The sequence below is a fragment of the Paenibacillus sp. PastF-3 genome, assembly GCF_029893135.1.
GTDB lineage: Bacteria > Bacillota > Bacilli > Paenibacillales > Paenibacillaceae > Paenibacillus_AQ > Paenibacillus_AQ nitricinens.
This window is the reverse complement of the sequence record NZ_JARXWM010000001.1, coordinates 448,940-472,730: the sequence shown is the minus strand read 5'-3', so window position 1 is coordinate 472,730 and position 23,791 is coordinate 448,940. Positions and strand designations below refer to the sequence as shown.

Genomic DNA, 23,791 nt, shown 5'->3' with positions numbered 1-23,791 from the left:
CGAGGGCTTGAATGGAGAGATCAGCTCCATATTAACTTAATAACCGTTCCTTTACCTACATGACTCTCTACAGCAATCTGACCACCCATGCATTCGATCAATCCTTTGGAGATTGCCATACCGAGTCCAGAGCCGTTGGAGGTAGATGCTGTATCCGTTCCTCGATAATATCGCTCAAATAGCCGAATCATTGTTTCTTCATCCATTCCATCGCCGTCGTCAGCAAATTGAATGATAAATCCGCTGTCCGTCTGATGATGAATAAGCGAGACGGTTAACTTCGTATCCGGCGGGTTATGGAGCAACGCATTCGCAGTTAAATTGTTGACAACTCTTTCCAGCCAAGGTGTGTACAATTGAGCTTTAACTTCGGTTTGTGCAGGCAGAAATACAATTCGCTGTTTCCCATAGGCAGGATTAGCAGCAGCTTGTTCTAGAGCTTGTTGCATCCAAGTGTTCAATTCAACTTCCATGGTCTCCGGTGGTTTAATTCCTGTCTTTAAACGATAGGTCATCGCAAGATCACTGATCAACATGTCCATATGGGCCGATTTATCTAACATCGTTGTTGTAAACTTACGAACTTCCTCTTTCGACCAATCATATGACGGTTCGGCCAGTAAATGAGCATATCCTGTGATAGAGGATAATGGAGTTTTCAAATCATGGGTAACACCCGCGATCCATTCCTCTCGTAAGCTTTCCGTCTCCTCACGCAACACTTGATCTCTCTTCAAGGTTGCTGATAATTTCTCAATGGAATCCATCACATCAGCAAAAACACGATATCTTCGCCTCCATTTACCGATGGGTGTTCGACTGCGACGAAGTCCTTTACGATCCGTTGGTTCTGTATAAATGGCATTTCCAATGGAATCGAGCCATACGAGCATATGCAGCATTGGCGCACCAAAACGATGGGCTTGCCATAACGAGAGTAGTATAAACGCGATTAATAAAGCGATAAGCATAGCAACCGAGCCGATGATCACGACCTTAACCTCTTCAGGAACCCGCATTGTTTTTCCTGAATCTGCTCCCTTGATATTAGGTTCTCCGATGATCCAAGTACGACCTGACTCCTTATCAAAAGAAGATAGAACATGGTAGCCATATCGATCACTGTACATGGTTCTAAGCGCAAGCTCTTGAACGGAATACTCCGTGGGAATCATATTAGGTCTGTTATACGAAAGTAATTCCTTGCCTGATGAATCTATAAGCTGGACATAAGCTTGAGCAGATTTAATCTCTTTTTTTAGATCATCAGGAATTTCCGGCAACTCTTTCGCATCGACGGATGAATCTTCCTTTATTTTCTTTAATAAAGGATCTAATACATTAGGTGCACCATATACCAGTGTGTACTGTTTACCATTCTTTTCTTGAATCCATAAAGCGAGCTGATAAGGAAATGGCTGAGCCCCCATCCAGTAAGAAACTATTTCACCAGGACCATATTGTGTAGGTACATCTTTGGGTGTATTATAGGCACTCTCAACCTGCCCATCTTCATTAAGACTTTGAAGCCAGCCTTTATTTTTCTTCACTTGCTCCAGTAAGCTTGGGGAAAATTGAATACCGTTCTCATCAATCTTAGAAGATTCAACCAATTGCTCTAGACCCACATTAGCAAAATCACGCGTCAGACTGATATCAAGAAACCGCAGCAAGATCCAAGTTAGCGTCACAGCAGATATAGCGAGAACCACCACGCCAGTAATTGCAAGCTGAAGTACAAATTTTAACGTTAGTCGGCGTTTGATATTCATGGCATAGACAACCCTTGGCGTTCCACTTTAACCAGCTTGTAGCCAAGGCCTCTAACATTAACGATAAATTTCGGGTCAGACGGGTCTGCTTCTATACGTTCTCTAATGCGGTGAATATGCACCATGACCGTGTTATCGTCACTTAACGCTTCTTCCCCCCAAACCCTTTCATATAATTCGCTTTTACTGAAGATTTGATTGGGATGTTTACATAAGAACAAAAGCAGTTGAAATACAAGTGCCGGACAAGAGACCGACTCCCCCTCAACGAGTAGCTCTCCTGCTGTCTCATCGAGTTTAAACCTCCCATAATCGTAAACGGCCGCAGATTTATTGTGAACGGTCTCTGCTTTCTTTTCAGCACTGAAATGGGCGGGCGAGCTTAAATATCTCCGCAGTTGTGCTCTAATGCGAGCTACCACTTCAAGTGGATTAAAGGGTTTGGTGATATAATCATCGCCACCTATAGCAAATCCAGTCAGCTTATCAAAATCAGAGGTTCGAGCTGTAAGAAATAGGATGGGTGCGTCCGTCGTCTGCCGGATAAATGGACAGATTTCGATTCCGCTGCGTCCTGGCAACATCACATCCAATACAATCAAATCATATTTATGGGCTTCGCAGGCACTCAAAGCCTCTTCACCCGTCACCGCTGTATCAATATTTAGAAAACCTTCCTTGCGCAGCACTGTCTCCATAATCTCCAAAAGCGATTGCTCATCATCCACAAGTAAAATCGAAGCTTCATTCATTGTGTAATTCCCTTTCCAAATAACCGATGTTTTTATCATCATAGCATGATTTTTCTCGCGATCAATCGCACTTTCCTTAACGGAAGCTTAATTCGTGTTCGTAGATTTCCAAAAAAGTTAAGAACGAATTCATACAAAGTTTCAGAAGCGCTAAGACTGGGTTGCTACAATTTCACTATGGGAGGCGATAAACATAGATAAACGCGCTAAGAAAATTACAAATAAACCTGGGGTGTCAGCAAAAACAATCATGGCGATAGGATCACTTACCTTACTATTAACAGCATGTGGAGGAGGAAAAGGGGATATTAATAATGCAAAAATGGAGCAAACATCCAGTTCAGCCGTAACATCAAACGAAACCGTATTCCTGCCAGATGATCTTCCTAAGTTACTGCTTAAAGGGAACTATAAAGAAATGTACGCTCAATTTAGCCAGTCTTTGAAAGATGAAGTAAGTGAAACGGACTTAGCTGAGACTGCTAAGGAATTTACTAAGGATATCCAGTCACTGAATCAAGCTTCTGACATGCAGCTTAATGGATTTGATCGTCGCACATGGGTGAGCGATGCAGGCAATAAGGGACTTATCGGAATGTTTGATCCGGATGGAACCATTTCATTAATCCAGATTCAAGAGCTTACATCCTCCCCTGAAACCGATACAAAGCTTAGTAAGCATGAATACGCATTGCCCTTCCAAGGTGACTGGTATGTATTTTGGGGTGGAGAGAATGTCCTCGTAAATTATCATTATGAAGTAGAGATCCAGCGTTACGCCTATGATTTCATCCAAGCCAAGGATCACTATTCTTATAAAGGGGACCCGCTGAAAAACAAAAGCTATTATGCCTTTGGAAAAAATATTGTTGCACCAGCGGATGGTACAGTTGTATCGGTAGTGAATGATATTAAAGATAATGAACCCGTCGGTGTCATGAACCCTAATCAGGCAACCGGAAATAACGTGGTCATCGATCACGGTGGCGAATACAGCCATTTAGCCCATCTTAAGAAAGGATCGATTACAGTAAAGCCAGGCGATAAAGTCAAAAAAGGTGATGTCATTGGGCTAACAGGTAACTCAGGCAACACTAGTGAGCCCCATTTGCATTTTCAAATCTCTGACGGAGTGAATTTGTTCACCTCTCATTCTATCCCTGTTAGGTGGGAGAACGGATTGAAACCAATACAAGGTGAGACGATTGCCGCTACTGAATAGCGATCTTTCGTATAAGCCAATCGCTTCTGCGGCTTCTTGCACAGTTCTCATGCTTTCAGGCAGCTCAATAACTTGGTTAGCATGAACCAATAGAGACAACATTGCGGAGCCATTAAATTATAAAACCTCGTCAGCATTTTCCCTGACGAGGCATATTTTCACCAAGCTTATTATTCGGCCAACTTCTTTTTGATTTTTCTCCAGAAGCCGTCATTTCTCTGATTAACATGTTTCTCATTATAGATCAGCAGACTATAAGAGGACCACAGTGTAGATGTTCGAATAATTACATATGCGCCCATAGCGATCAAAATGACGCAAATTGGATAATAAGGGACTAAAACGCCTTCAGAGATCCCCTTTTTCTCCAGCAAAAAGCCCATTCCGCCTACCGCTAACATACCAGCACCCACAATGCTCATAGTTACATACCTACTCTTTAATCTATTCAAACGTTCCGTCAATTGTTTCACATAACCTTGATCCAACATCAGCGCCTCTTTATCCAGCACATGGTACCTTTCGTCGTTCTTCAATATGGCGGACACAAGAATAACAATACCCCCTGCCGCCAACAAAATGATAATAAGAAAGGAATAAATGACTGGTTCCTTTCTAAGCATGAAATACGGCAAAAAAACCATAATTAATAGGCACACGCCTGTCGCAATGCGATTGGATGACTTTTGCTGATGAATCAAATACCCTTCCGCCATCTCTTGACTGACATAGTACCCACGCTCTTCAACACCGCCCTTCACCTCGCCCTCCTTTAGCAAATAATCGATGGACACATCGAATAAGTTACCAATCATAAGCAGCTTTTCGGTTTCAGGGAACCCTTGTCCGTTTTCCCACTTGCTGACTGCCTGTCTAGACGTGCACAGCTTTTCAGCCAGCATTTCCTGGGAATAACCTTTTTCTTTTCTAAGTTGCAACAATTTTTCGCTAAAAGACATTGGCTTACTCTCCTTTGCTAAATATTACCTTTATTATAGAAAAACAATGGAGTAAAGACTATATGATTGAGGTTGCGTTTGCGCCACTTGCAGTTGCAATTGCGTAATTAGCTACAATACATAACATTAGGGCATTTTACAAATGTTAATAGATATATAATGACATCAATTAATGACTAAAATCAATCTACTTCTCTATAGAAAGGAAGGTTTAAATCTGATGTCTTTACTCCTTGGGTCACATGTATCCATGACTGGACCAAAGATGCTCCTTCGGGCTAGCGAAGAGGCATCATCTTATGGAGCGACCACCTTCCTGATATATACCGGAGCACCTCATAATACACGTCGCAAACCCATTGAAGCCTTGAATATTGAAGCTGGCCAAGCTCACATGAGCGCTAACGGCATTTCAAATATTGTGGTACATGCTCCGTTTATTGTGAACTTAGGGAATACGATATCGTCTCAGGTCTTCGAGCACAGTATAGAGTTTCTTCAATCCGAAATTATAAGAACGGAAGCTTTAGGCTCTACGCAAATTGTCCTACATCCCGGTTCCCATGTTGGTGCGGGTTCAGAGGCTGGAATCTCGCGGATCATAGAAGGCTTGAATGAAGTGTTAGCCGATAAACGAAATGTTCAGGTTTCATTAGAGACGATGGCGGGAAAAGGCAGCGAGTGCGGAGTTACTTTTGAGGAACTTGCAGCTATTATTGATGGAGTGACTCACAATGAGCGATTATCGATTTGTTTGGATACTTGCCATATCCACGACGCTGGTTATAATGTGAAGGAGGATTTTGATGGCATCTTAGATCAATTTGATCGCGTAATTGGAATAGAGCGCCTGAAGGTCATTCACGTAAATGATTCTAAGAATATTATGGGCTCGCGAAAAGACAGGCACGAAAATATTGGACACGGATATATTGGCCTTCGGGCATTACGATATGTAGTCCACCATCCTCAACTATCGACCATTCCCAAACTTCTAGAGACCCCCTCCATCGGTGAAAAGAAGTATGTCAACGCACCCTATAAGCATGAAATCTCATTGTTAAGAGGGGAGACTGATGAGCCGATAAAAAAATAAAAACCGCATACAAAATGCAGTTTTTATATCCTTATTTATTCTTCTATAGAATTATTCACAACAGATGTGGTTTCGTTCGCTTGAACCTTTTTTAGAGAGTTTTTCTTAGCGGTTAACTCTTTTGAAAGATCAGATTGTGTACGGTTTAAGTTCTTTACCTCATCGTTCAACTTTTTGATTCGCGACATTTTACTGCTCAAATCCGTGTGAGACTTACTAAATTTCATATCCTGTTCTAATTGATTAATTTTGAATTTTGATTTTTCTTTTTTGTTCTGCGTGTTTTTGATCTTGCTTTCAAGCTCCGTAATTTCTTGCTGTAATTTAGTGATCATTGGTTTATTAAAATTAATTGCCATTCTTACACCTCATATCATATTGTGTTGCTGAGAGATTATTCTACTATAAAAAGAACAAAAAAGCACACTCCTTAGAGTATGCTTCAAAGGTTCGTGCCCTTTTAAAAATAATCAGAGAAATATGGATGCTCTGGTCTAATCAGTCCTTCAAGTAAATGGATCGTGACTTCATCCGTCTGAATACGGCCGATTCGAGCCAGGTAGGTTGGCCGCTTATAGCCCATTAACATGGTTGTTAAGGTAGGAATATCAAGCGTAAGCGAAGGATTTAACCCTCCTTCTTGCAGGCTCCCCTTCCCTTCTCTATCTACGGATAACGTAAATGTCCCTCGATTCCATTCAAGCATCGGATCACTCAGATTAAAAACAAGCTCACAGTCCTTATCCTGTCGTTTAAAAGGATACTGTTCAATAAATAAACGAACATCCACAATTCGCGCCATAAAATAGGGAGCAATCGTCTCCTTGATATCCCCATCATCTAATAGGAATGACAACGGTTCACCTTTATAAATATCCCCTTTAACCAGCTTAATCATCGAAAAATGCGCACTAATAAAATTCCACAAACCCGTTCGAGCCTCTTCAACAATGTATACCATCTCTTTGATATAAAATATTTCTTCGGCGACCCAATATAACAAGTACCCCATGGGTTCATCGTTGTTATTGTAATAAATACCAACCGTCATATCATCCAAATCCCACCGCAGATATTCTTCCCATGCTAGCTCATTACGAATCATCGCCCCATGATGCTGTACGGCAAACTGATCATAAATCACTTTGATGTCTGGATGCTCAATGGTTACGCGTTCCACATTTCCTGGGACGTTCCTCATTTTTGGCAACTGGGTATCCGGTACTTCAAATGAGATTTTATCGGTAATGATTTCCCAGCCTTTTCTTCTATAATAAGGGATTGAATACGGAAAAAGATAAGATATCGATTGTTTACGATCCCGCATTTTAGTTAAAGCATGAAGCATTAGCTTATTCATTAGACCCAAATTGGCATATTCGGGATAGGTTCCAACACCCGTTAGCCCACCCATCTCATAGATATGCCCAAAAATATTCACCTGAAATGGGTATACAGCTAACTGAGAAATGAGCTTGTCTCCATCAAACCAACCTACAACATCAGCATACTTAAGAACTGGCAACTTTGCCTGAGTGATTTCACGGTTCTCCCAGCCAAAGATTTGCAGATCGCGATTGGTCACCTGAAATACATAACGTAGTAGATTATTAAATTGCTCTGCGTGCTTGGTTTCGACATTGGCTAATCTGATTCGATCTTGTAACTTACTGCGACTCACTGTTATTACCTCCGATAAATAGTCCACTTTTTCAGCTTAGAACACTAGCTTGATCACATTGACTCAACGCATAGTATTCTTTATATACGTTGAATCAATGCATATGGTGTCCATTATCTTGAGATTTCTTTATCCACACCCAGTGAGTTCTTTTGCAGTTTAGGGATCAAAGCATAAGCAAATGTGATGAATGGACTTAACCATAAGAAGGTTGCATAAGGTGCATATTCTATAACAGGTACACCCAGAGTCACTGCGAAGAAGGCGCCACTAACACCCCATGGAATCAATGGATTAACTAATGTTCCACAATCCTCTAGCGTCCGGGACAGTGTTCTCGCTGGAATGCCTCGGCGATTATATTCATCTTTGAACATTTGCCCCGGCAATAGGATCGAAAGATACTGTTCACCCGTCATGCCGTTTACCGCAATGGAGGATGCTCCGCTCATAAGAACAATGCTGCTTTTACGCTTAAGGGGTTGAATGAGTTTACGGAAAAAAGCCTCGATCACACCGCAATGCTGAATCAAACCACCTAAAGATAAGGCAATTAAGATTAAGGATACAGACCACATCATCGATTGCATCCCTCCGCGATTGACAATGGAAGCAACCATTTCATTCGCGATATTACTGTTATATCCGTTCTGCATCACACTAAACCAGACATCGATTTCTGTCTGCTGCTGAACGAAAGCCGTCACAAGAAGACCACTTATTATTCCGACAATTAACGTAGGCAGGATCGGCACCCGCTTGATCGAACAAGCAATGACAGCTATAGGAGATAGCAGCGTTAACCAATGAATATGGAAACCATCTTGTAAAGCAAGTTTAATGTCCGTAATCGAGGTTAAGTCGATTGAGTTGCCCTTTGGTGCGAACAAGAAAAAGATTGTAGTTATAACAAGCGCTGGTAACGTTGTGTAGACCATGTTACGAATATGTGTAAATAAAGGGATGCCGGCTACTGCGGGAGCAAAATTCGTGGTATCGGAAAGTGGCGACATTTTATCACCAAAACAAGCCCCACTGATAATCGCTCCAGCAGCCAAAGTTGGGGAAATCCCCGTAGTTACTGCAATACCCATTAAAGCAACACCGATCGTGCTTACTGTCGTAAATGAGCTTCCAGTGAACATCGAGACGATGATCGTGACATATAATGCGCTCACCGCAAAATAATTCGGATTAATATAATCCATACCATAATATAAAAGCGAAGGCACTGTCCCGCTCATCATCCATACCGCAATCAGAATTCCGATCAGCATGAGGATTAGAATTGGCATGATGGCCGTTTGTATCCCTTGAATAATGGCAGATTCGATCTTTTTCCAAGAGAACCCAAACATCCCTAATAAGACGGCCGTGCCTATTGTAGTTACGAGAAGCGGCAGATGCGGCTCCGCTTTCAATAGAAAGATGGATACAAATAGAAGTGCGAGAATAAAAATGATGATGATCATGCTTTTTGAGAAACTAAGCTGACGTTCCATGACAATAATGCTCCTTAACATTGTATTGGGATAATAATAATGATTAATTGCTTCCTCACTTTCAAGCTTTTTTGCTTTTTGGCATTGAAGCGCAGAGGTAATCTTAACGAAAAGAATGAGGACAGTCAATGTAAAGAACATACATTGAAGGAATTTCCATAAAAAGTTCATAAAAATATAAAAAAGTGCTGGCTATTATGCCAACACTTTTGACTTTTTTCTTAACCCAGCTTCCTACAATTTTAATTGCCTGAGCTACCATTACTATTAGAGTTTTTCGGTTCTGCTGAAATGTAAGTTAACGGATAGGACTGACCCCCTAGTAACATCCTATGACCCTGGAATTCATCATATAGATTGATACGAATGCTTCCTCCCCTTAATATTTTGTGGAAGTTACTATTAAATGAGGCTAAGTATGATTTATTCTTACCCATTGGCAAATCTGCCCCCAGTTCCAAAGTCTTTTCCATGGATTGTCCGTAAGGGTCAATGAGTTCTAAGACTAACTTATGTTCATAGTGACCTGCTTCAAAATCTTCTTTCTCGGATAAGCTATAGTTTACAACTACATCTAATGTGCCTTTCTCTTCAGTAATCGTCCCCGCTGCATTGGCAACCGATAAGTTGTAAGGGAATAGATCGACACTTGTTAGATTATTGTGTGGGATTACTGTATTAGGAGTAAGTGCTAATTTAACACTATTAATAAATCCAGTGGATGTCCCCCCTAAATCTGTAAGCTTGCCGTCAGCAATCCCTTCCCCAATATAAAGCATAAGATCGGATGTACTCACTCCTTGCGGAAGTTTACTCCAGATCGTAACCAAATTTTTACCATTTGGGCTTGTTGGAGTTATCGATTGGCTAACCACCGCCTTGAAAAATTGGTTATCAGGTGTCTTGTAATAAGCCACAAGCTGTGCCTGTTTCGACTGGCGCGGCTCTTCGTTAATCATTTCCAGTTCCGTATAGATCAAGTTAGAACTATTTTCATTATAAGTGGTTGTCCGGCGCTCGCTAACTTTTGCTTTTTTGCTTAACGAGTTCATTTGATGAGTTTCACCTACAGCAATTGTATGAATTACATTATTTAGCGAACTTGTATTCATAGAGAGAAACTTCGTAACTTCATCTCCTGAGGTGGCCTGCAGTACAATCTTTAGCTGATTGAAACTATAAGTATATGGAACTTTCGCTATCACATAGATCTCTGTTGCTTCATTAGGAGCAAGCGACGTTTGCGTATTTGTGGTCACGATCTGGGCTGAGCTGCTCTGATCACTCATTCCTGCTTTGACTATAGCTTTGAGAGAAGGTAACTGTACTGAGGTTAAGCCGGTGTTACGGATGCTTATATTAGTTACGATTTGATCCGTATCATCCCATGGTAACCGCTGATAGGAGACCAGCTTCACCATAAATTTTCCGTACCTGTTCTGGACCGTATACTCTTGACCCATCAGATTATTGTTCTCCAGAGAATAAGGGATGTTAAACTGCGCAGTTGGAAAAATAACCTTGTCATCAACAGAGGGCTCCGTCCATTGCAACTGCAGCTTACCTTGATTAAGTTCTAATGGCACGTCCGCATTAAGATTGATAATTTTCTCTTCAAGCGGTTTCAATGTTACATTTTCAAGTGCTTTTGAATCTACCGGAATACTAAATCCTTCAGCAGCTTTAACCGTAAGCTCGTATGCAGGTAGCGTGATAGCTTTATTTCCAAGATTCTTAAGACGGAACTCAAGATTCCATTTCGCGGAATCATTTTCCGAATATACAGAAGCACTCTTCAATTGCATTTCAACGGTGTTATTCTTAATAGAAATCTTCTTAACAGCATAATTAGCCACAGCCAAGTCAGAAGTTGTTACTGCAGGAAGCTTGAAAGATTTAACTGGAAGCATTATTTTCAAAGTTTCATCTTCTTGCGCGAATTGCAATATCATTTGTTCAGTCTTCATATAAGAAGGAACTTCCGTTAAATAGTAAACCGTCTTCTTCTCTTGAGACTGTACATTGAAACTGCCACTGACGTTCTCCAGCTTAAGATCGAACACCGAACCACCGGCCGATTTCAGGTATGCTTTATAAGCGGTGTCGCTGAGCACTTTTTTACCCAAATTCGTAAAACTAACGCCTACTCTCATATAGATTTTCCCATTCATCTTAAGCCTTTGCAGACTTTCTGCTCTGATGTTTACTAGCAGATTTTCCATAGTGATTTCCTTGCTCTGACCTTGAGGAACGACAGCTGAATAACTAGCTGGAATGGTAAATACACCTAGCTTTTTCTGATAATCCTGGCTACTGAAATCCCAAGTAAATAGGGTTACTTTAGTACCGTTTAATCGTGTGGACTTTCCAATATTCACGTAATACGTGACGATTTGGCTACTATTAGGAGGTATGATTTTTTTGGTGACCTCTCTCGTGATAGGTTTGCCTTGAATGACTGATCCACCATTTGTAGTAACCCTAGAGAAATAATCAACGTGAGCTACACTATTGCTGCTACCATTGCTATAACTAAGTGTATATATAAGTATATTACCGCTCGGTTGCTCTAAAATATCCATATCTATCAGCTTCACGTTGACATTACTTTTCAAAGCTATTGAACCAAGTTTGTCAAAAATGAATACCGCTGCGTCTGAAACTCCTGTCGATGCTGCGTATGTGCCGTTTGCAAGAGATTGGCTAAACATCATTGCACTGAGCAGAACTACAGCATATGACTTTAATCGTTTGTACATGAGTTCCCCCTCCCTTAAACCGTTACTCGTTCAAATACGTCGTCGCCCGGTTTTGAATCAGCTTGGCGACCTCATCGGCTGACTTCTGACCGCTGAAGAAGGCGGGCGATTCATCTCCGATCATTCGCACGACTTTTCCGTCAATCCGCGTGAAATACCCCGCAGACCGCATGAACTGTTCGTACTGGGCGAACTGCTCAGCGGAAACTTGCGGCTTTTTTCCGCTTGGAAGCTTATAGGTACCAGCGTTCACCTGCTTCTGAACGTCCCTAAGTTCGTTCTCGTTTACCGAGTCCAACATCGAGAATCCGTAATCTTCCCTTTCCTTCATCGATTGCACTTCCTCAGACAACAGGAATGAGATGAATATCCAAGCCTCATCCTTCACCGGAGAATTGTCCCTAATCGCAAGCTGAACGCTAGGGGCGAGCCTCGTACCCACCGTTCCGGCTTGCGGCTTCCCGATCAGCTTCGGATTCGCGAAATAATAGTGAATTTCATCGATCAAATTGCCTGGTGAACTCAACACGGTAGAGTAAAACAACTGGCGGCCGACTTCGGCCGGCTCGGCGGTCGCGATGCCGTCGTCGTACATCTTCTTGACCTGCTGCATGGCAGCGACGAATTTTGGGGAGTCGAAGGAAGCTTTTTTCCCCGAGACGTCCACAAAATTGGCATAGCCGTCGACGACGATTTCCCACAGTATCAAATCCGGCGGTTCGTTAGCCAAAGCGTAGCGTCGGTCCATGCCGCTTTCGCTCTCTTTACACATCAAGCCCTTCGCGACCTCGGCGAATTCGGCCCACGTCCACCGGCTGTCGTCGATACTCTCGTCGGCCAGTAGATTTCCGTCGCCAATAAACCCTCTCATGAAGTACCCGAGCGGTATGGCGTATAAGTTACCGTCCGTCTTGAATACTTCGAGCTTCGCTTGCAGGTCGACACCACTCAGCGACGTGTCTTGTTTCAACAACTCGTTCATATTTGCGATAAGCTTTTTGCTTGCATATGATTCGAACGGCAGCTCTGCCACTTCGAGAATGTCCGCTCCCTTGCCCGATAACAGCTCCGTATTCGTCGTTTTCGTATACTTCTCGTAATCTCCGGGCTTCCAGTCTTCTTCCGCTTTTTTCACGGCTTGAATTTGCAGGTCGATGTCCGGGTACTTCTCTTCGAATCTTTTTTCCGCCGCTTCAAAGAAGGAACTCGACTCCCGTACCGAAAAATTCACGACGGTTTTTCCTTCTGCCGAGACGGGTTTTCCCTGATCGTTCGTCCCGGACTCGCTTCCCGAATTACTACAGGCGGCCGTCGCAAGCATAGCCATCCCCATCGCCAACATCCCCAGCTTGTTACTCTTCATTTTGATCATTTGATTTTTTCCTCCTATTTTCTCGATTATATGATTTCTTATTGCAGTCGAACTCGGTTCCCGTCTTCAAGAGGTTCACTACTTTCCAGAATAATTGAATCCTCCACATAGAGGACATCTGATTGAATCATCGTTTCTTTTTCGTTCTTTTCACTGGAATGAATACGAACTTTCTTAGCGACAAAAACATTGCCTAATGCCCCCCGCTGCTCGTCAACTTTATAGACAAACAAACCTTCGCGATCCTCATGAATAGCTTCTTTGGATAGGAGTAATCCCTCTTGGAGTGATCGTTTCTCGAATTTGACCCGAGCCTGTTCACCCCCTTTAAGTTCTAGATCAACGACTTTGATTCTCAAAGCCTTTTGAGGAACGGTTTGTGTCTTCCCCGAATCATTACTAGAAGAGCTATCAATACGTGACTCTGAATTCACAATTTCTTCGATGGAGCCACTTATGGTCTGGGCTTCTTGTCCATGGCTCATATCGACATCGACCTCTACCTTTTCTCCAGCAGAAATCCCTAAACTAGATAAATGTGCAGAATCCATAATAATATCCAATCTGTAACCCTGACTGCTGTTCGATACAATAACTTCCGGTTCTCCCAATGAAGTTAATCCTTCAACGGCATTCAGTTTTGAAATTAATCCATCAAACGGAGAAAACAGTTGTTTTTCGCTTGTTAGACGATTTTTTAATCCGCTGATCTTATTTTCCTGGGCTAAGATATCTAACTTACCTTTTTCGATATCACGTCTTGCATTTCGAATTTTGAATTCATCCTCTTCCAGCGCGGACTGGATGTACTGGTCTTGTCTATTCTGTTGATCAATTTTCAGCTTTTCCAAATTAGTTATTTCATCTTTCAATTCTTGCTCAGCCGTTTTGCTCTCATAGATAATAAGCTTTTGTCCCTTTTCTACACGCTGACCTTCTTTCACAAGAATTTGTTGCACCTTCAGTCCGGTTGTATTCGAAAGCTTAGCTTCAGCGAGTGAATGCAATATCCCACTAGCTTCAATCGTAAGTAACAGATTACCCTTTGTTGGTTTTTCAGTTCTCACTTTCGGCAACGTCAAAGACTGTATGGTGTTACTGAATACTGTGAAAAACAATAACAAACCCATAAAAACCATGAAGACGACTTGAATATTTCGTTTACGTCTACGATCAGTCGGCTCTATACCTAACTCCATATCCCGTCATTCTCCTCCAATCAACCTTTGATACCAGACAATTGAATGCCTTCAATAAAATACGATTCCGCATACAAAAATAGCATCACCATTGGAGCCATGTATAGTATGGATGCAGCAAAAGCAATGCCCCGCTCTTCTTCATTGATCCTCGATAAAAATACTGACAAGGGCTGCTTAAACGGATCTTCTAGAAAGATTAGCGGCTGCTCCACCATATTCCAATAATCAACGAACAATAATATAACGAGTGCTGCCAGACCTGGCTTAATCATCGGAATAATAATCTTGTAAAAAATCAAAAAATGTCCTGCACCATCCATTTTGCTCGCTTCGATATACGCGTAAGGTATATCCAGCATGAATTGTCTGAGCATAAAAACACCAAACGCTGCGAAAATTCCTGGTAATATAATCGCATATGAACTATCTAATATGCCTAGCTTATCCGCCATAATATAGTTCGGTACCAGCGTTACTTGGAAAGGCATAAGCATCGTTAGGACATAGATAAGAAACAAAGGATCTCGCCCCCGGAATTTCAGCTTAGAGAAAGCATAGGCAGCGAGTGCTGCTACCAATGTTTGTCCTGCAATGATGGGTACAACCAAGAATACTGAGTTCCAGAACATCGTCAGATATTTAGGGTTGTCTAGGAAAACCTTAGCATACTGCTCCAAGGACACTTGATCCGGCAGTAATTTTAAATTCACAAAGATAGCTTCTCTCCCTTCAATTACTTCGTTCATCTGCCCGATAGATCCATAATTGATCTCAATTTCTTTCTCTGTCATAAGCGAATTTGTGAATGTGATCACAATCGGGAATAATAATATGATAGCAATAACAGCCATGACGAGTGTTAATGCCCCTTTTCGTAACACTTTGACAACTGGCACAACCTTTTCACCCCTATTCCATGAATTGTCGATGCCTCCGCTCAAATGCAAACAATCCCAACACGATCAATAAAATACAACCAAACATCAAAGTTGCCGCGGCAGTCAGCTTCTGTACATCGAGTGTCATGAACATATTGTTCATATAATGCTGCAGTATGTAAATGCTGTCATGCGGATAATCACCTGCGATCAAATACGTTTCACGAAACACTTTAAATGAATTTATGATCGACATGATGACCACAAAAAACATCGAAGAGGTTAGATAGACCAGTGTAATACTGCGAAACTGGCGTAAGGATCCGGCACCTTCAATTTGAGCCGTTTCATAATAATCCTTAGGAATTTGCTGCAATCCCGCTAAGAATAAAATCACGTTATAGCCTATGTTCTTCCATAAATAAACAACAATGATTACATTTCTAGCTGCATCCGTCTTCATCCAATCCACACGTTCGATACCGAAGTTGTTCAGCCAGGCGTTAAGCGAGCCATTCCAATCGAAAAGTATCTGCCAGATCAGAATGATAGAGACGACAGGTACGACAAGCGGCAACACGTATCCAGTCCTAAGCCAATTCCGAAAATATGTATTTTTATTCAATAACATCGCTAATCCTAACGAGAGTACAAGAATTAGCGGAACACTTATCGCGCTAAAATAAAATGTATTGGACGCTGCTTTACGGAAGGAATCGCTCTTTAATAACTCTCGGTAATTATCAAACCCTACAAAATGGCCCTCTATCGTGCTGTCCATAAAAGAATAGAATACGCCCATTACAAACGGTATAAGGTAAAACATCGCAAATCCGATACCGCTTGGTGCCAGGAACATCATTGCCGCTGAGATATCCTTACGGAGCCATTTCTTTATACTTGGGTTTATCATCCTTTCAGTAACCTCCTTCATGCACTTAGAATAAGAAAAACTTCTTAAAAACAAGTACGGTATATATTAAGTATTTCTTAAATTTCAAAGTGTGAAGTCTCTGTGATCACAAAAAAAACCGTTGATAGATTATCAACGGATGATTCATTGCTTCCTAATTCTTCGAGTATAACTCCACAGCCTGCGTATCCTTAATTGGATTTGAATATTTCTCTATCGTTATCGTTAATGGCTGAGGATAGTCCTTCGCTTCCGCGCCAAAATTATATCCAAACTCGTTCACGGCTGACCCATCCTTAGAAGTGGTATAGCTGCTGAAGCTGTTTGTGGAAGGTTCTCTATGATGCACCTTCCCTTTTGCATCAGTAAAAGTCTCAGCAAGTCTAGTAGAGCGTTCTAAATATTGAGCATTCTCAATATTACGTCTTAGGAGGATTTCTCCTTCCTCTACGTTATTCTCTGGAGTTGGCGTGACTAACTCAAGTCCAGTTCCGGGCGCTTGAATAAGCTGATACTTGTTTAGATCCACGACAATTTTCATCTGGTCCTTTTCGACTGCCGAAATCCCAAAAGTCTTCAACGACACTGAATCTGGCTGACTGCCCTTACTATGTTTGAACACTAACGTGAACTTGGAGTTGTCCGAATAGATTTCGGAATTGTCAGCGTTGATGGTATCCGGGTAATACAACTTATCAGTGATGTCCCCTTTTTTACTAATCAGCACAGGATTAATCAATTGGAAAATCTGTTTATCATTATTCTGATCATACTCCAGATCTACATAGGTGCTTAGCGGAGTATACTGAACTCCAGTGACTTTAATCTTTTGTCCATCCACGATCAGCGCTCCTTCTGTATTCAGAATCCGTTCTTGTGCTTTGAGCATGTCAGGATCAAGCTCGAAAGCAACATCAAGGCTAGTCCGATACTTATTACTACTGGATAGGAGTGCCTTATCTGAAGTTTCGGTAAGAATTATATTATAGTTTACTTTCTTTGGATATTTAATTGCTGGTGAAAGATTAGTGGAGTATATAAAATCCATAGACTGTCCAGGTTGAATTCGGCTTTCACTAGCGAGCATACTTAATGATGCACCTTTGTGAAGTGACGACTCCTTTATCCCTTCAAATTGAAGTCCAAAATCAGCGTGTATAACTACTTCGTCTGTATTGTTCTGAACACTGTATAGGACATACACCTTCCGTCCATCGGTAACGGCACCTGTCACATCTATTCGGTATCCCTTGTTTACCGCACTCTGACCTACAGGCATCACGAGATTCTGTTCAAGAGCACTGGCAAGTGCAGAATCTAATCTGGAGAATGTGCGATAAGCTTTGAAATCATTCGTAAGCTTAGTGCTAGCCGATTGTACTGAAGGTTGCAGCATTTCCTTATCCGGTAATCCGATTGTTGAATATGTAAATAGAAATGCAACTGCTGCAGCTGCAATCACGCCCATTCCTGTAGTATAGATCCGTCGCTTTTCTCGTTTTTTCCCCTCCGTAATTCCCTTTCTCATAGCGTTGTAGATTTTCATCTCCTGCATCGTTTCGACATTCTGTTGTACTTCATCAATGTTCTTACGAAGCATCCATTCTTCTTTTTCTGTCATTCCGTTCACCTCCAATATTACTATAGATAGCTCCGAAGCTGTTTGAGTCCCTCTCGCAGCCAAGTCTTAATGGTACCTTCTGGTCGTTTTAGCACTTTGGCAATTTCGATAGTGGTCATGTCATGATAATATTTAAGCGTTACGACATGCCGATACTTAGGCTTTATCCGATTCATCGCACGCTCTAGATCAATTCGATCATTACTTTTCATTTCCCGAGCCGCTTTCTCAATTATCTTTTCCGTAGGCACCACACGTTTTTTACGCCGAAGCTCATCCATACAGCAATTGATCGTTATTCGAATAAGCCAAGGTGTGAAGGACTGCTCATCCTTTAATTTTTTGCGTTTCATCCATGCTCTGCATGACGCTTCTTGGATCACTTCCAGCGTATCAGCCTCTGTTCGCAGATAACTATAGGCTATGGCATACATTTTTCGATGCTCCACATATAAACGACTAAAAAAAGCCTCTTCATCCATTTGCGCAAAATCTACCATTCTGATCTCATCCATTGTGTTTTCCACCTTCCACCACCCCCTCTGTCTTTATTCAGGAAGGAACATCCCCCTCATATCATATAAGTAAGACGGAGTTGACCGTAAAAACGATTGATTTTTTTCAAATTTATTTGTTATGTTGTAAAATAGTAACGTTATGTATATCCTTGAAAGCATTTTTGTGAAAGAAGGTGAATCGGTGCTAAAAGCTGACAGACAGGCATACATCCTGAAAAAAGTAGAGACGGAAGGCCGCGTTGTTGTCCAAGAATTAACACAAGAATTAAATGTAACCGAAGATACCATTCGAAAAGACTTACAAAGCCTGTCGAAGATGGGACTTCTCAAGCGAATTCATGGGGGAGCCCATAGCCTTATCAGCGACATGAAGGATTTCAATTCACGTGTAGAATTAAATAGCCAGACCAAAACGGAGTTAGCGAAACGAGCTTGCACTCTTATTGAGAATTCTAAGGTTATCTTTATTGATGGCGGATCTACGAATCTAAAAGTAGCTGAGAACATCACAGAGTTTTTTGATGGAAGAATTATTACCAATTCCCCTTCGATTGCGTTATCGCTGTGCCGGTTGTCAAAAGCAAGTGTAACCTTGTTAGGCGGCGATCTTGATAAAAAGAACCAAGTTTTATTCGGAGCCTCAACACTTAGAGCGATTCAGCAAATTCATTTGGATTTAACCATCCTTGGCGTATCCACGCTGGATTCCAAAGTGGGAATAACCGTTCCCTCTTATGAAGAATCCATTATTAAGAATCAACTTTTTGAACAGTCCTCTATGGTTATCGCTATAGCTACGAAAGAGAAGCTGGAGAAAATATCAACTTTTTTTGTAGCCAATGTATCCTCATTAGACTATTTAATCACTGAAAATACAGTAGATCGTAAGATTATTGATACCTATCAAAGACTTGGCGTTAACGTGGTTACAGTATAGACTATTCCTAATAATGCACAAAAAAAAGATGAACACCATTGAAGATTGTGCTCATCTTTTACAAATAACCAGAAACGTCACTCAGGTAAATTGTATTACCAGTCTTAACCGATTCTTCAACCGCCAGCATCGCTCGCAGGGTAGCCAACCCATCCTCAATCGTCGCCCCTACACCGGGCTTATGATGCAAAACAGAATCTGCGAAACCTTCAATCTGTAATCTATAAAAATGACCATCTGCTCCGAGCAGTCTGTGATAGCTGTTATCACTAGCTTTAAAAATTTCTACATCACTTGATTTTAGAGTCCAAGGATTATAAGTCTTGCCCATTACAGATCCAAACTCCCCATAAATTTGAAATCCTTCATGCCAATCCATCCGAACCGCAATGGTCAAATCCAATTGGGCTACAAAGCCACTTTCGAACTCCGCTGTAATAAACCAGCAATAAGCACCGAACTTTTGTGTATTCCACGCCTTAACACTTACAATATTCCCACCTAGATATCTTGCGGTATCTAACAAATGGCTTCCATGACCTAACATATAATAACGTTCCTTATTCGCTTTTGGATCTCCAGCCGGTCTCTTCATTTTGTTACCGGAGATGATTACTGGCTGAACATTCTCGGTGACCGTATATCGATAGGTGGAATCACAATACCAAGCTTTTAGGCCAATAATCTCACCCATTTCATGATCAACAAATTCTTTTGCAGCCACTATACCAGGGTCAAATCTCTTCATATTTCCCACTTGCACTCTGAGATCCGTACGATCCACAAGTTCTTTTAATTCCTCCGCTTCTTCGATCGATACACCCAAAGGTTTTTCTACCAAGACATGTTTCCCTGCTCGCACGGCTTGTTTTACAGCCTCCACATGAAATTGATCCGCTATTCCGATAACTACAGCATCAACGTTAGGGTCTGCCAGCATTTGCTCATAGTCCGTATAAACCTTATCCGGTTCATAGATAGCATTCATTCTTTGGAGTAAATATTCATCCACATCACAGATCGCATATAGATTAGCATTACGTGATCTTTTAATGGAATCAAAATGAGCCGCCTGAGAAATCTGACCACAGCCTAGCACCCCAATATTCAACAATTTCGTTTCCTTATTCATATATTTAGTCCCCCTATTCTACCTAAGGTAATTCAAAGCATGCATTACGTCATCTTCCTCTAACCCATGCATAATAACGGGCCCATCATAAGTCTTACTTAATTCATTCAGATATTCTCTTAAAGGCAAGTTCCCTTTCCCCACAGCTGCAAAAATGATCTTCTCTTCGGTGACTAAAGCATCTTTGCAATGGGCAATGGCTATGTAATCCTTCAGCGCGGTTAACGTTTTTTCGATTTTACCAAGGATATCTTTATGATCCTTTGGAGTTACAAGATTTGCCGCATCGTACAGAAGCTTAAGATAAGGTGTATCCAGATTTCTCAGTAGTCTTAAAGCATCCTCTGCCGTACTCACCACATTGGCTTGTTCAGGTTCAAATACTAAAGTCACTTGATTGGCTTCGGCAATTTCAAGCATCCAGGCAAGACTATCATGCAATAGTGACCATGCTCTCTCTGTATGATTCTCCGGATGAGGACTCCAAAAATCTTCTTGATTCAAACTTCCTGTAGAAATAGAAACAAACGGCACCGCTAATGCTGCTGCAGCTTCAACTACATTGTTAAAACATTGCTGGTTCTCGGCTTTCTTCCCTTCATTCAGCTCCAGCGCATTAAAAGTCCCTGAGATCACAGCAATGCTAACCCCACTGTTCATGTTAGCTTCTTTGATTTGAAGGATGATCTCCTGAGTAATTTCTTTAGGTAAGCTCGCCAACCCTACGTTAGCAAAATTGAATTGAACCGTACTCATCCCTTGGGCTTTGATTTTGTGTAAGGCGGTCTCCAGATCATCGTTCAAATATATTTTCGAGAAAATTCCCAGCTTCACAAGTTACACCTCCTTCACCCCTTCTTCAATCTATCATACACTCGAAAACAATTACAAACAATAAAAATCAATTAGTTTTATTAAATGAAAAATAACAAAAAAATTAAAAAAGTGCTGGCAATCAAGCCAACACTTCATAATCAATTATCGATTTCGATTAATCATATAATTCAATAAATGCTTTAGAAAAGCAATATTACGAGGAATCTCCTTCAATGCTTCCATGGCGAGACAGTAGTGCTCCCACATCTCTTTTCGCGCACCATCTGCCCCAAGGATCGATACAAATGTCGAATTGTTATTCTCCACATCCTGACCGATCGGCTTGCCTAATAAATGATGATCCCCTTCCAAATCAAGCAAATCATCTTTAATCTGAAAAGCAATTCCCGCATGGTAGGCAAATTTTTTCAGAGACTGAATTTCTGACCCCTGCACCTGAGCAAGAATGGCTGGCATCACTAGTGAAGCTTCAAAAGCAATTCCAGTCTTATAGAAACAAATCATATTTAATTGCTCTAGTGTCAGCGTTTGTCCCTTAGAATTCAAATCCATCGCCTGCCCCATACAAGTATCTCCTGCTTTTTGGGCTGAATATTGCATTAAGGCAAGCACAGCTTTTGCATCAAAAGAATGAAGTGACGCCTGTTCCTCGATCGACTTCTGAATCAAAAACAGACCGGTTAATTCCGCCGTGGAGCTATTGTACACTTCGTGCAGCGTTGCACGACCTCTTCGGGTTGAGGCATTATCCTGGGACGGAAGATCATCGAAGATTAGGGAAGCCGTATGCATATATTCCAAAGATCGAAGAAGCGGTACAATTGCCGATTCATCAAGACCATATTCGTTAACGCCCATGACCCATGTTAATATAGGCCTTATGCGCTTGCCATCTCCTTCTAGACTATAGTTAGCCGCATCAATAAGCAGTTCTTTCATGGCTGGTGTCTCGTCTGGCTTGAATATCAGCAATTGGTTATTGACTTGATCACGGACCTTTTGAATCGTTTCTCGAAACTCCACTTTTTCCTTCTTACTGTTTTTTAAATTCAAAAGCAACTGGTCCCGAAGTAGTTTATCGAAAAAATCCACATCGTCCGCTTTCTGCACCAACTGCTGTACAAGTCGATTAAATTCTGGTTGACCCGAAGCGAAGATCTCCATGATCTCTTTATACTTTTCAATACCTACACGTTCTTTACAGCGCTTGAGACCATTGATGGCTCGATCTAATATGACCTCACGGGTTTTAGGATCAGATTGATACACCGTGTGTATTAAATGGGAGATGACCGTCCAGTATAGTTCAAAAGGGTTGATCAGATCTGAACGTTGACCACGGTATTTTAAATAATATGTATAGGGAGTTACCGCTCCCATTTCCATATCATCAAACATATCCGCAAAATCATCCGCGAGCTGATTGTAAAGCCCATAGAAGAAAGTACGTTGATCAAATCCGTCATCGGTTGGAGCACTAATTACGGATCGGACAATTAAACGGGAAGAAGAGGATTTTAAAATAATGGGTATAAAAAGTTCTTCATTACTGTATTCAGGGTTAGATAGATTCTTCATACGATCCAACTCCTGGGAATGAAAAAACACAAAGGACTGCTCGAAGAATGTATTCTGCATTTCTGGCCGCTGATATCCCCTAATGTACTCAAAAGCCTCCTTGAGCTCCGAATGTACAAATCGAAGGAACGGTATATTCTCTCCGGACCATTCACCCAATTCCGGCACAACTCTATTAAGGATCGCCATGCGTATCATTTGAGAATATTGTTCTTTCTCAGGGTCGGTTAAGACACTGGAATCAAGAAGATCATCAATAAATGGATAAGTTAAGCCATACGAATAACCAAGCCTAATTGCTTCACCAATTCTTGCGGCACGCTCCACAGGCGATACTTTATCATCCATCTCTTCCATCACATGAAGAATTACTCCTATGATGATCTTTATCAATTTGCGCTGCGCTTGCTCAGGATTCATTTCCTTCGGAAGATGTGCTGACACCTGCTTAAGTTTGTCTATCACCCAAATCGTAGCAGTTTCAACGCCTTCCTTCTGAGCCCAACGATAAATCCCCGTAAAACTCATAAAATCTGACTGATCCCCCGAATTGGACGAACCCGGATGAATCATCTGATTTCTAATGTCGGCAACCATACGCTTAATTCGGATTTGTGTGTTCGGTGCATCCAAAGCTTGCCCCAGATCTCTCATATAAAGATAAGAAACGCTTCGATCCAAATAATCTTCCAATTTACCGGTTTGATTAAGCCATCCTAGATATCTATGGTAATCCTTTGAATCAGGTTTCCTTTTTCCTCTAGATAAAAAGGACAACCATGAACGACGATGAATGTGATTCTTCTTCCACAACCGAAAATCTTCAGTTAAGGTAGTCACGTAAGTTTTTTCTTTGAACTGTTCACGAAGAGATGTAAAATACTGAGCTGCCTTCCGCTCAGCGCTCGGGTATGCTGTATCCGCGTGATCTGTAAATTCTTCATTCATAGGTGATGACCTCAACTTCTCTTTTTGTTAACATGACCCATTAGGAAATCAGAATTTCTTCCTGAATGAAATGTTCATCAGTTAATACGGTCAAAACGCTCTTCGGTTACGA

General features: G+C 41.4%; 19 protein-coding genes. 3 read left to right on the top strand and 16 right to left on the bottom strand.

Annotated features, from left to right (window positions below; translation table 11 throughout):
• Positions 1–20: 20 nt before the first annotated feature.
• Both M2444_RS02335 and M2444_RS02330 read right to left on the bottom strand, forming a co-directional pair.
• Positions 21–1,772 carry a sensor histidine kinase gene (locus tag M2444_RS02335; protein WP_094874901.1) on the bottom strand — a complete coding sequence of 584 codons (1,752 nt, stop codon included), beginning with the start codon at positions 1,770–1,772 and terminating at the stop codon, positions 21–23.
• Positions 1,769–2,524: a response regulator transcription factor gene (locus tag M2444_RS02330; protein ID WP_280786145.1), complete on the bottom strand. Its 756-nt coding sequence runs from the start codon at positions 2,522–2,524 to the stop codon at positions 1,769–1,771. The genes M2444_RS02335 and M2444_RS02330 overlap by 4 nt, the downstream gene beginning before the upstream one ends.
• Before the next feature lie 250 nt (positions 2,525–2,774).
• Here M2444_RS02330 and M2444_RS02325 point away from each other — a divergent pair, with 250 nt between their 5' ends.
• Entirely contained in the window at positions 2,775–3,746 is a 972-nt protein-coding gene (locus M2444_RS02325) for a M23 family metallopeptidase (protein WP_280786144.1), read from the top strand.
• A gap of 170 nt (positions 3,747–3,916) precedes the next feature.
• Here the strand turns inward: M2444_RS02325 and M2444_RS02320 are convergent, their stop codons facing one another.
• Positions 3,917–4,705, bottom strand: a complete 789-nt coding sequence (locus M2444_RS02320) for a helix-turn-helix domain-containing protein (RefSeq protein WP_280786143.1) — start codon at positions 4,703–4,705, stop codon at positions 3,917–3,919.
• 220 nt (positions 4,706–4,925) lie between these two features.
• Here M2444_RS02320 and M2444_RS02315 point away from each other — a divergent pair, with 220 nt between their 5' ends.
• Positions 4,926–5,801: a deoxyribonuclease IV gene (locus M2444_RS02315; protein ID WP_280786142.1), complete on the top strand. Its 876-nt coding sequence runs from the start codon at positions 4,926–4,928 to the stop codon at positions 5,799–5,801.
• Positions 5,802–5,836: 35 nt separating this feature from the next.
• Here the strand turns inward: M2444_RS02315 and M2444_RS02310 are convergent, their stop codons facing one another.
• From M2444_RS02310 to M2444_RS02265, 10 genes are all read right to left on the bottom strand, one after another.
• Positions 5,837–6,160 carry a hypothetical protein gene (locus M2444_RS02310; RefSeq protein WP_094868705.1) on the bottom strand — a complete coding sequence of 108 codons (324 nt, stop codon included), beginning with the start codon at positions 6,158–6,160 and terminating at the stop codon, positions 5,837–5,839.
• Positions 6,161–6,261: 101 nt separating this feature from the next.
• Positions 6,262–7,482, bottom strand: a complete 1,221-nt coding sequence (locus tag M2444_RS02305; RefSeq protein WP_094868704.1) for a GNAT family N-acetyltransferase — start codon at positions 7,480–7,482, stop codon at positions 6,262–6,264.
• Between the two features lie 113 nt (positions 7,483–7,595).
• Positions 7,596–8,984, bottom strand: a complete 1,389-nt coding sequence (gene nhaC / locus M2444_RS02300) for a Na+/H+ antiporter NhaC (protein WP_348536901.1) — start codon at positions 8,982–8,984, stop codon at positions 7,596–7,598.
• 242 nt (positions 8,985–9,226) lie between these two features.
• Complete coding sequence (locus M2444_RS02295) at positions 9,227–11,743, bottom strand: hypothetical protein (protein ID WP_280786140.1); 2,517 nt, start codon at positions 11,741–11,743, stop codon at positions 9,227–9,229.
• Positions 11,744–11,765: 22 nt separating this feature from the next.
• Positions 11,766–13,115 carry an ABC transporter substrate-binding protein gene (locus tag M2444_RS02290; protein ID WP_280786139.1) on the bottom strand — a complete coding sequence of 450 codons (1,350 nt, stop codon included), beginning with the start codon at positions 13,113–13,115 and terminating at the stop codon, positions 11,766–11,768.
• Between the two features lie 38 nt (positions 13,116–13,153).
• On the bottom strand, positions 13,154–14,314 hold the full coding sequence (locus tag M2444_RS02285; RefSeq protein WP_280786138.1) for an efflux RND transporter periplasmic adaptor subunit: 1,161 nt from the start codon (positions 14,312–14,314) through the stop codon (positions 13,154–13,156).
• 20 nt (positions 14,315–14,334) lie between these two features.
• The gene (locus M2444_RS02280; RefSeq protein WP_179281498.1) at positions 14,335–15,168 is read right to left on the bottom strand and encodes a carbohydrate ABC transporter permease; all 834 of its coding nucleotides are present in this window, start codon (positions 15,166–15,168) and stop codon (positions 14,335–14,337) included.
• 58 nt (positions 15,169–15,226) lie between these two features.
• Positions 15,227–16,108: a carbohydrate ABC transporter permease gene (locus M2444_RS02275; protein ID WP_179283542.1), complete on the bottom strand. Its 882-nt coding sequence runs from the start codon at positions 16,106–16,108 to the stop codon at positions 15,227–15,229.
• Between the two features lie 154 nt (positions 16,109–16,262).
• On the bottom strand, positions 16,263–17,729 hold the full coding sequence (locus M2444_RS02270) for a DUF4179 domain-containing protein (protein WP_280786137.1): 1,467 nt from the start codon (positions 17,727–17,729) through the stop codon (positions 16,263–16,265).
• A 20-nt stretch (positions 17,730–17,749) separates the two neighbouring features.
• Positions 17,750–18,244, bottom strand: coding sequence for an RNA polymerase sigma factor (locus tag M2444_RS02265; protein WP_094868698.1), 495 nt, complete (start codon positions 18,242–18,244; stop codon positions 17,750–17,752).
• A gap of 184 nt (positions 18,245–18,428) precedes the next feature.
• Here M2444_RS02265 and M2444_RS02260 point away from each other — a divergent pair, with 184 nt between their 5' ends.
• Complete coding sequence (locus M2444_RS02260) at positions 18,429–19,184, top strand: DeoR/GlpR family DNA-binding transcription regulator (protein ID WP_094874891.1); 756 nt, start codon at positions 18,429–18,431, stop codon at positions 19,182–19,184.
• 58 nt (positions 19,185–19,242) lie between these two features.
• On the opposite strand, the gene M2444_RS02255 is transcribed toward M2444_RS02260, so the two are convergent.
• From M2444_RS02255 to M2444_RS02245, 3 genes are all read right to left on the bottom strand, one after another.
• Positions 19,243–20,316, bottom strand: coding sequence for a Gfo/Idh/MocA family protein (locus M2444_RS02255; RefSeq protein WP_280786136.1), 1,074 nt, complete (start codon positions 20,314–20,316; stop codon positions 19,243–19,245).
• 18 nt (positions 20,317–20,334) lie between these two features.
• Positions 20,335–21,150, bottom strand: coding sequence for a sugar phosphate isomerase/epimerase family protein (locus M2444_RS02250; RefSeq protein ID WP_280786135.1), 816 nt, complete (start codon positions 21,148–21,150; stop codon positions 20,335–20,337).
• Between the two features lie 144 nt (positions 21,151–21,294).
• Positions 21,295–23,679, bottom strand: a complete 2,385-nt coding sequence (locus M2444_RS02245) for a polyprenyl synthetase family protein (RefSeq protein WP_280786134.1) — start codon at positions 23,677–23,679, stop codon at positions 21,295–21,297.
• Between the last annotated feature and the right edge of the window lie 112 nt (positions 23,680–23,791).

Coding starts and splice junctions, on each gene's coding strand:
- M2444_RS02275 (WP_179283542.1), bottom strand. CDS start 16,108: ATGATAAACCCAAGTATAAAGAAATGGCTCCGTAAGGATATCTCAGCG.
- M2444_RS02320 (WP_280786143.1), bottom strand. CDS start 4,705: ATGTCTTTTAGCGAAAAATTGTTGCAACTTAGAAAAGAAAAAGGTTAT.
- M2444_RS02310 (WP_094868705.1), bottom strand. CDS start 6,160: ATGGCAATTAATTTTAATAAACCAATGATCACTAAATTACAGCAAGAA.
- M2444_RS02270 (WP_280786137.1), bottom strand. CDS start 17,729: ATGACAGAAAAAGAAGAATGGATGCTTCGTAAGAACATTGATGAAGTA.
- M2444_RS02295 (WP_280786140.1), bottom strand. CDS start 11,743: ATGTACAAACGATTAAAGTCATATGCTGTAGTTCTGCTCAGTGCAATG.
- M2444_RS02290 (WP_280786139.1), bottom strand. CDS start 13,115: ATGATCAAAATGAAGAGTAACAAGCTGGGGATGTTGGCGATGGGGATG.
- M2444_RS02245 (WP_280786134.1), bottom strand. CDS start 23,679: ATGAATGAAGAATTTACAGATCACGCGGATACAGCATACCCGAGCGCT.
- M2444_RS02285 (WP_280786138.1), bottom strand. CDS start 14,314: ATGGAGTTAGGTATAGAGCCGACTGATCGTAGACGTAAACGAAATATT.
- M2444_RS02330 (WP_280786145.1), bottom strand. CDS start 2,524: ATGAATGAAGCTTCGATTTTACTTGTGGATGATGAGCAATCGCTTTTG.
- M2444_RS02325 (WP_280786144.1), top strand. CDS start 2,775: ATGGCGATAGGATCACTTACCTTACTATTAACAGCATGTGGAGGAGGA.
- M2444_RS02280 (WP_179281498.1), bottom strand. CDS start 15,168: ATGGCTGTTATTGCTATCATATTATTATTCCCGATTGTGATCACATTC.
- nhaC (WP_348536901.1), bottom strand. CDS start 8,984: ATGGAACGTCAGCTTAGTTTCTCAAAAAGCATGATCATCATCATTTTT.
- M2444_RS02335 (WP_094874901.1), bottom strand. CDS start 1,772: ATGAATATCAAACGCCGACTAACGTTAAAATTTGTACTTCAGCTTGCA.
- M2444_RS02315 (WP_280786142.1), top strand. CDS start 4,926: ATGTCTTTACTCCTTGGGTCACATGTATCCATGACTGGACCAAAGATG.
- M2444_RS02265 (WP_094868698.1), bottom strand. CDS start 18,244: ATGGATGAGATCAGAATGGTAGATTTTGCGCAAATGGATGAAGAGGCT.
- M2444_RS02255 (WP_280786136.1), bottom strand. CDS start 20,316: ATGAATAAGGAAACGAAATTGTTGAATATTGGGGTGCTAGGCTGTGGT.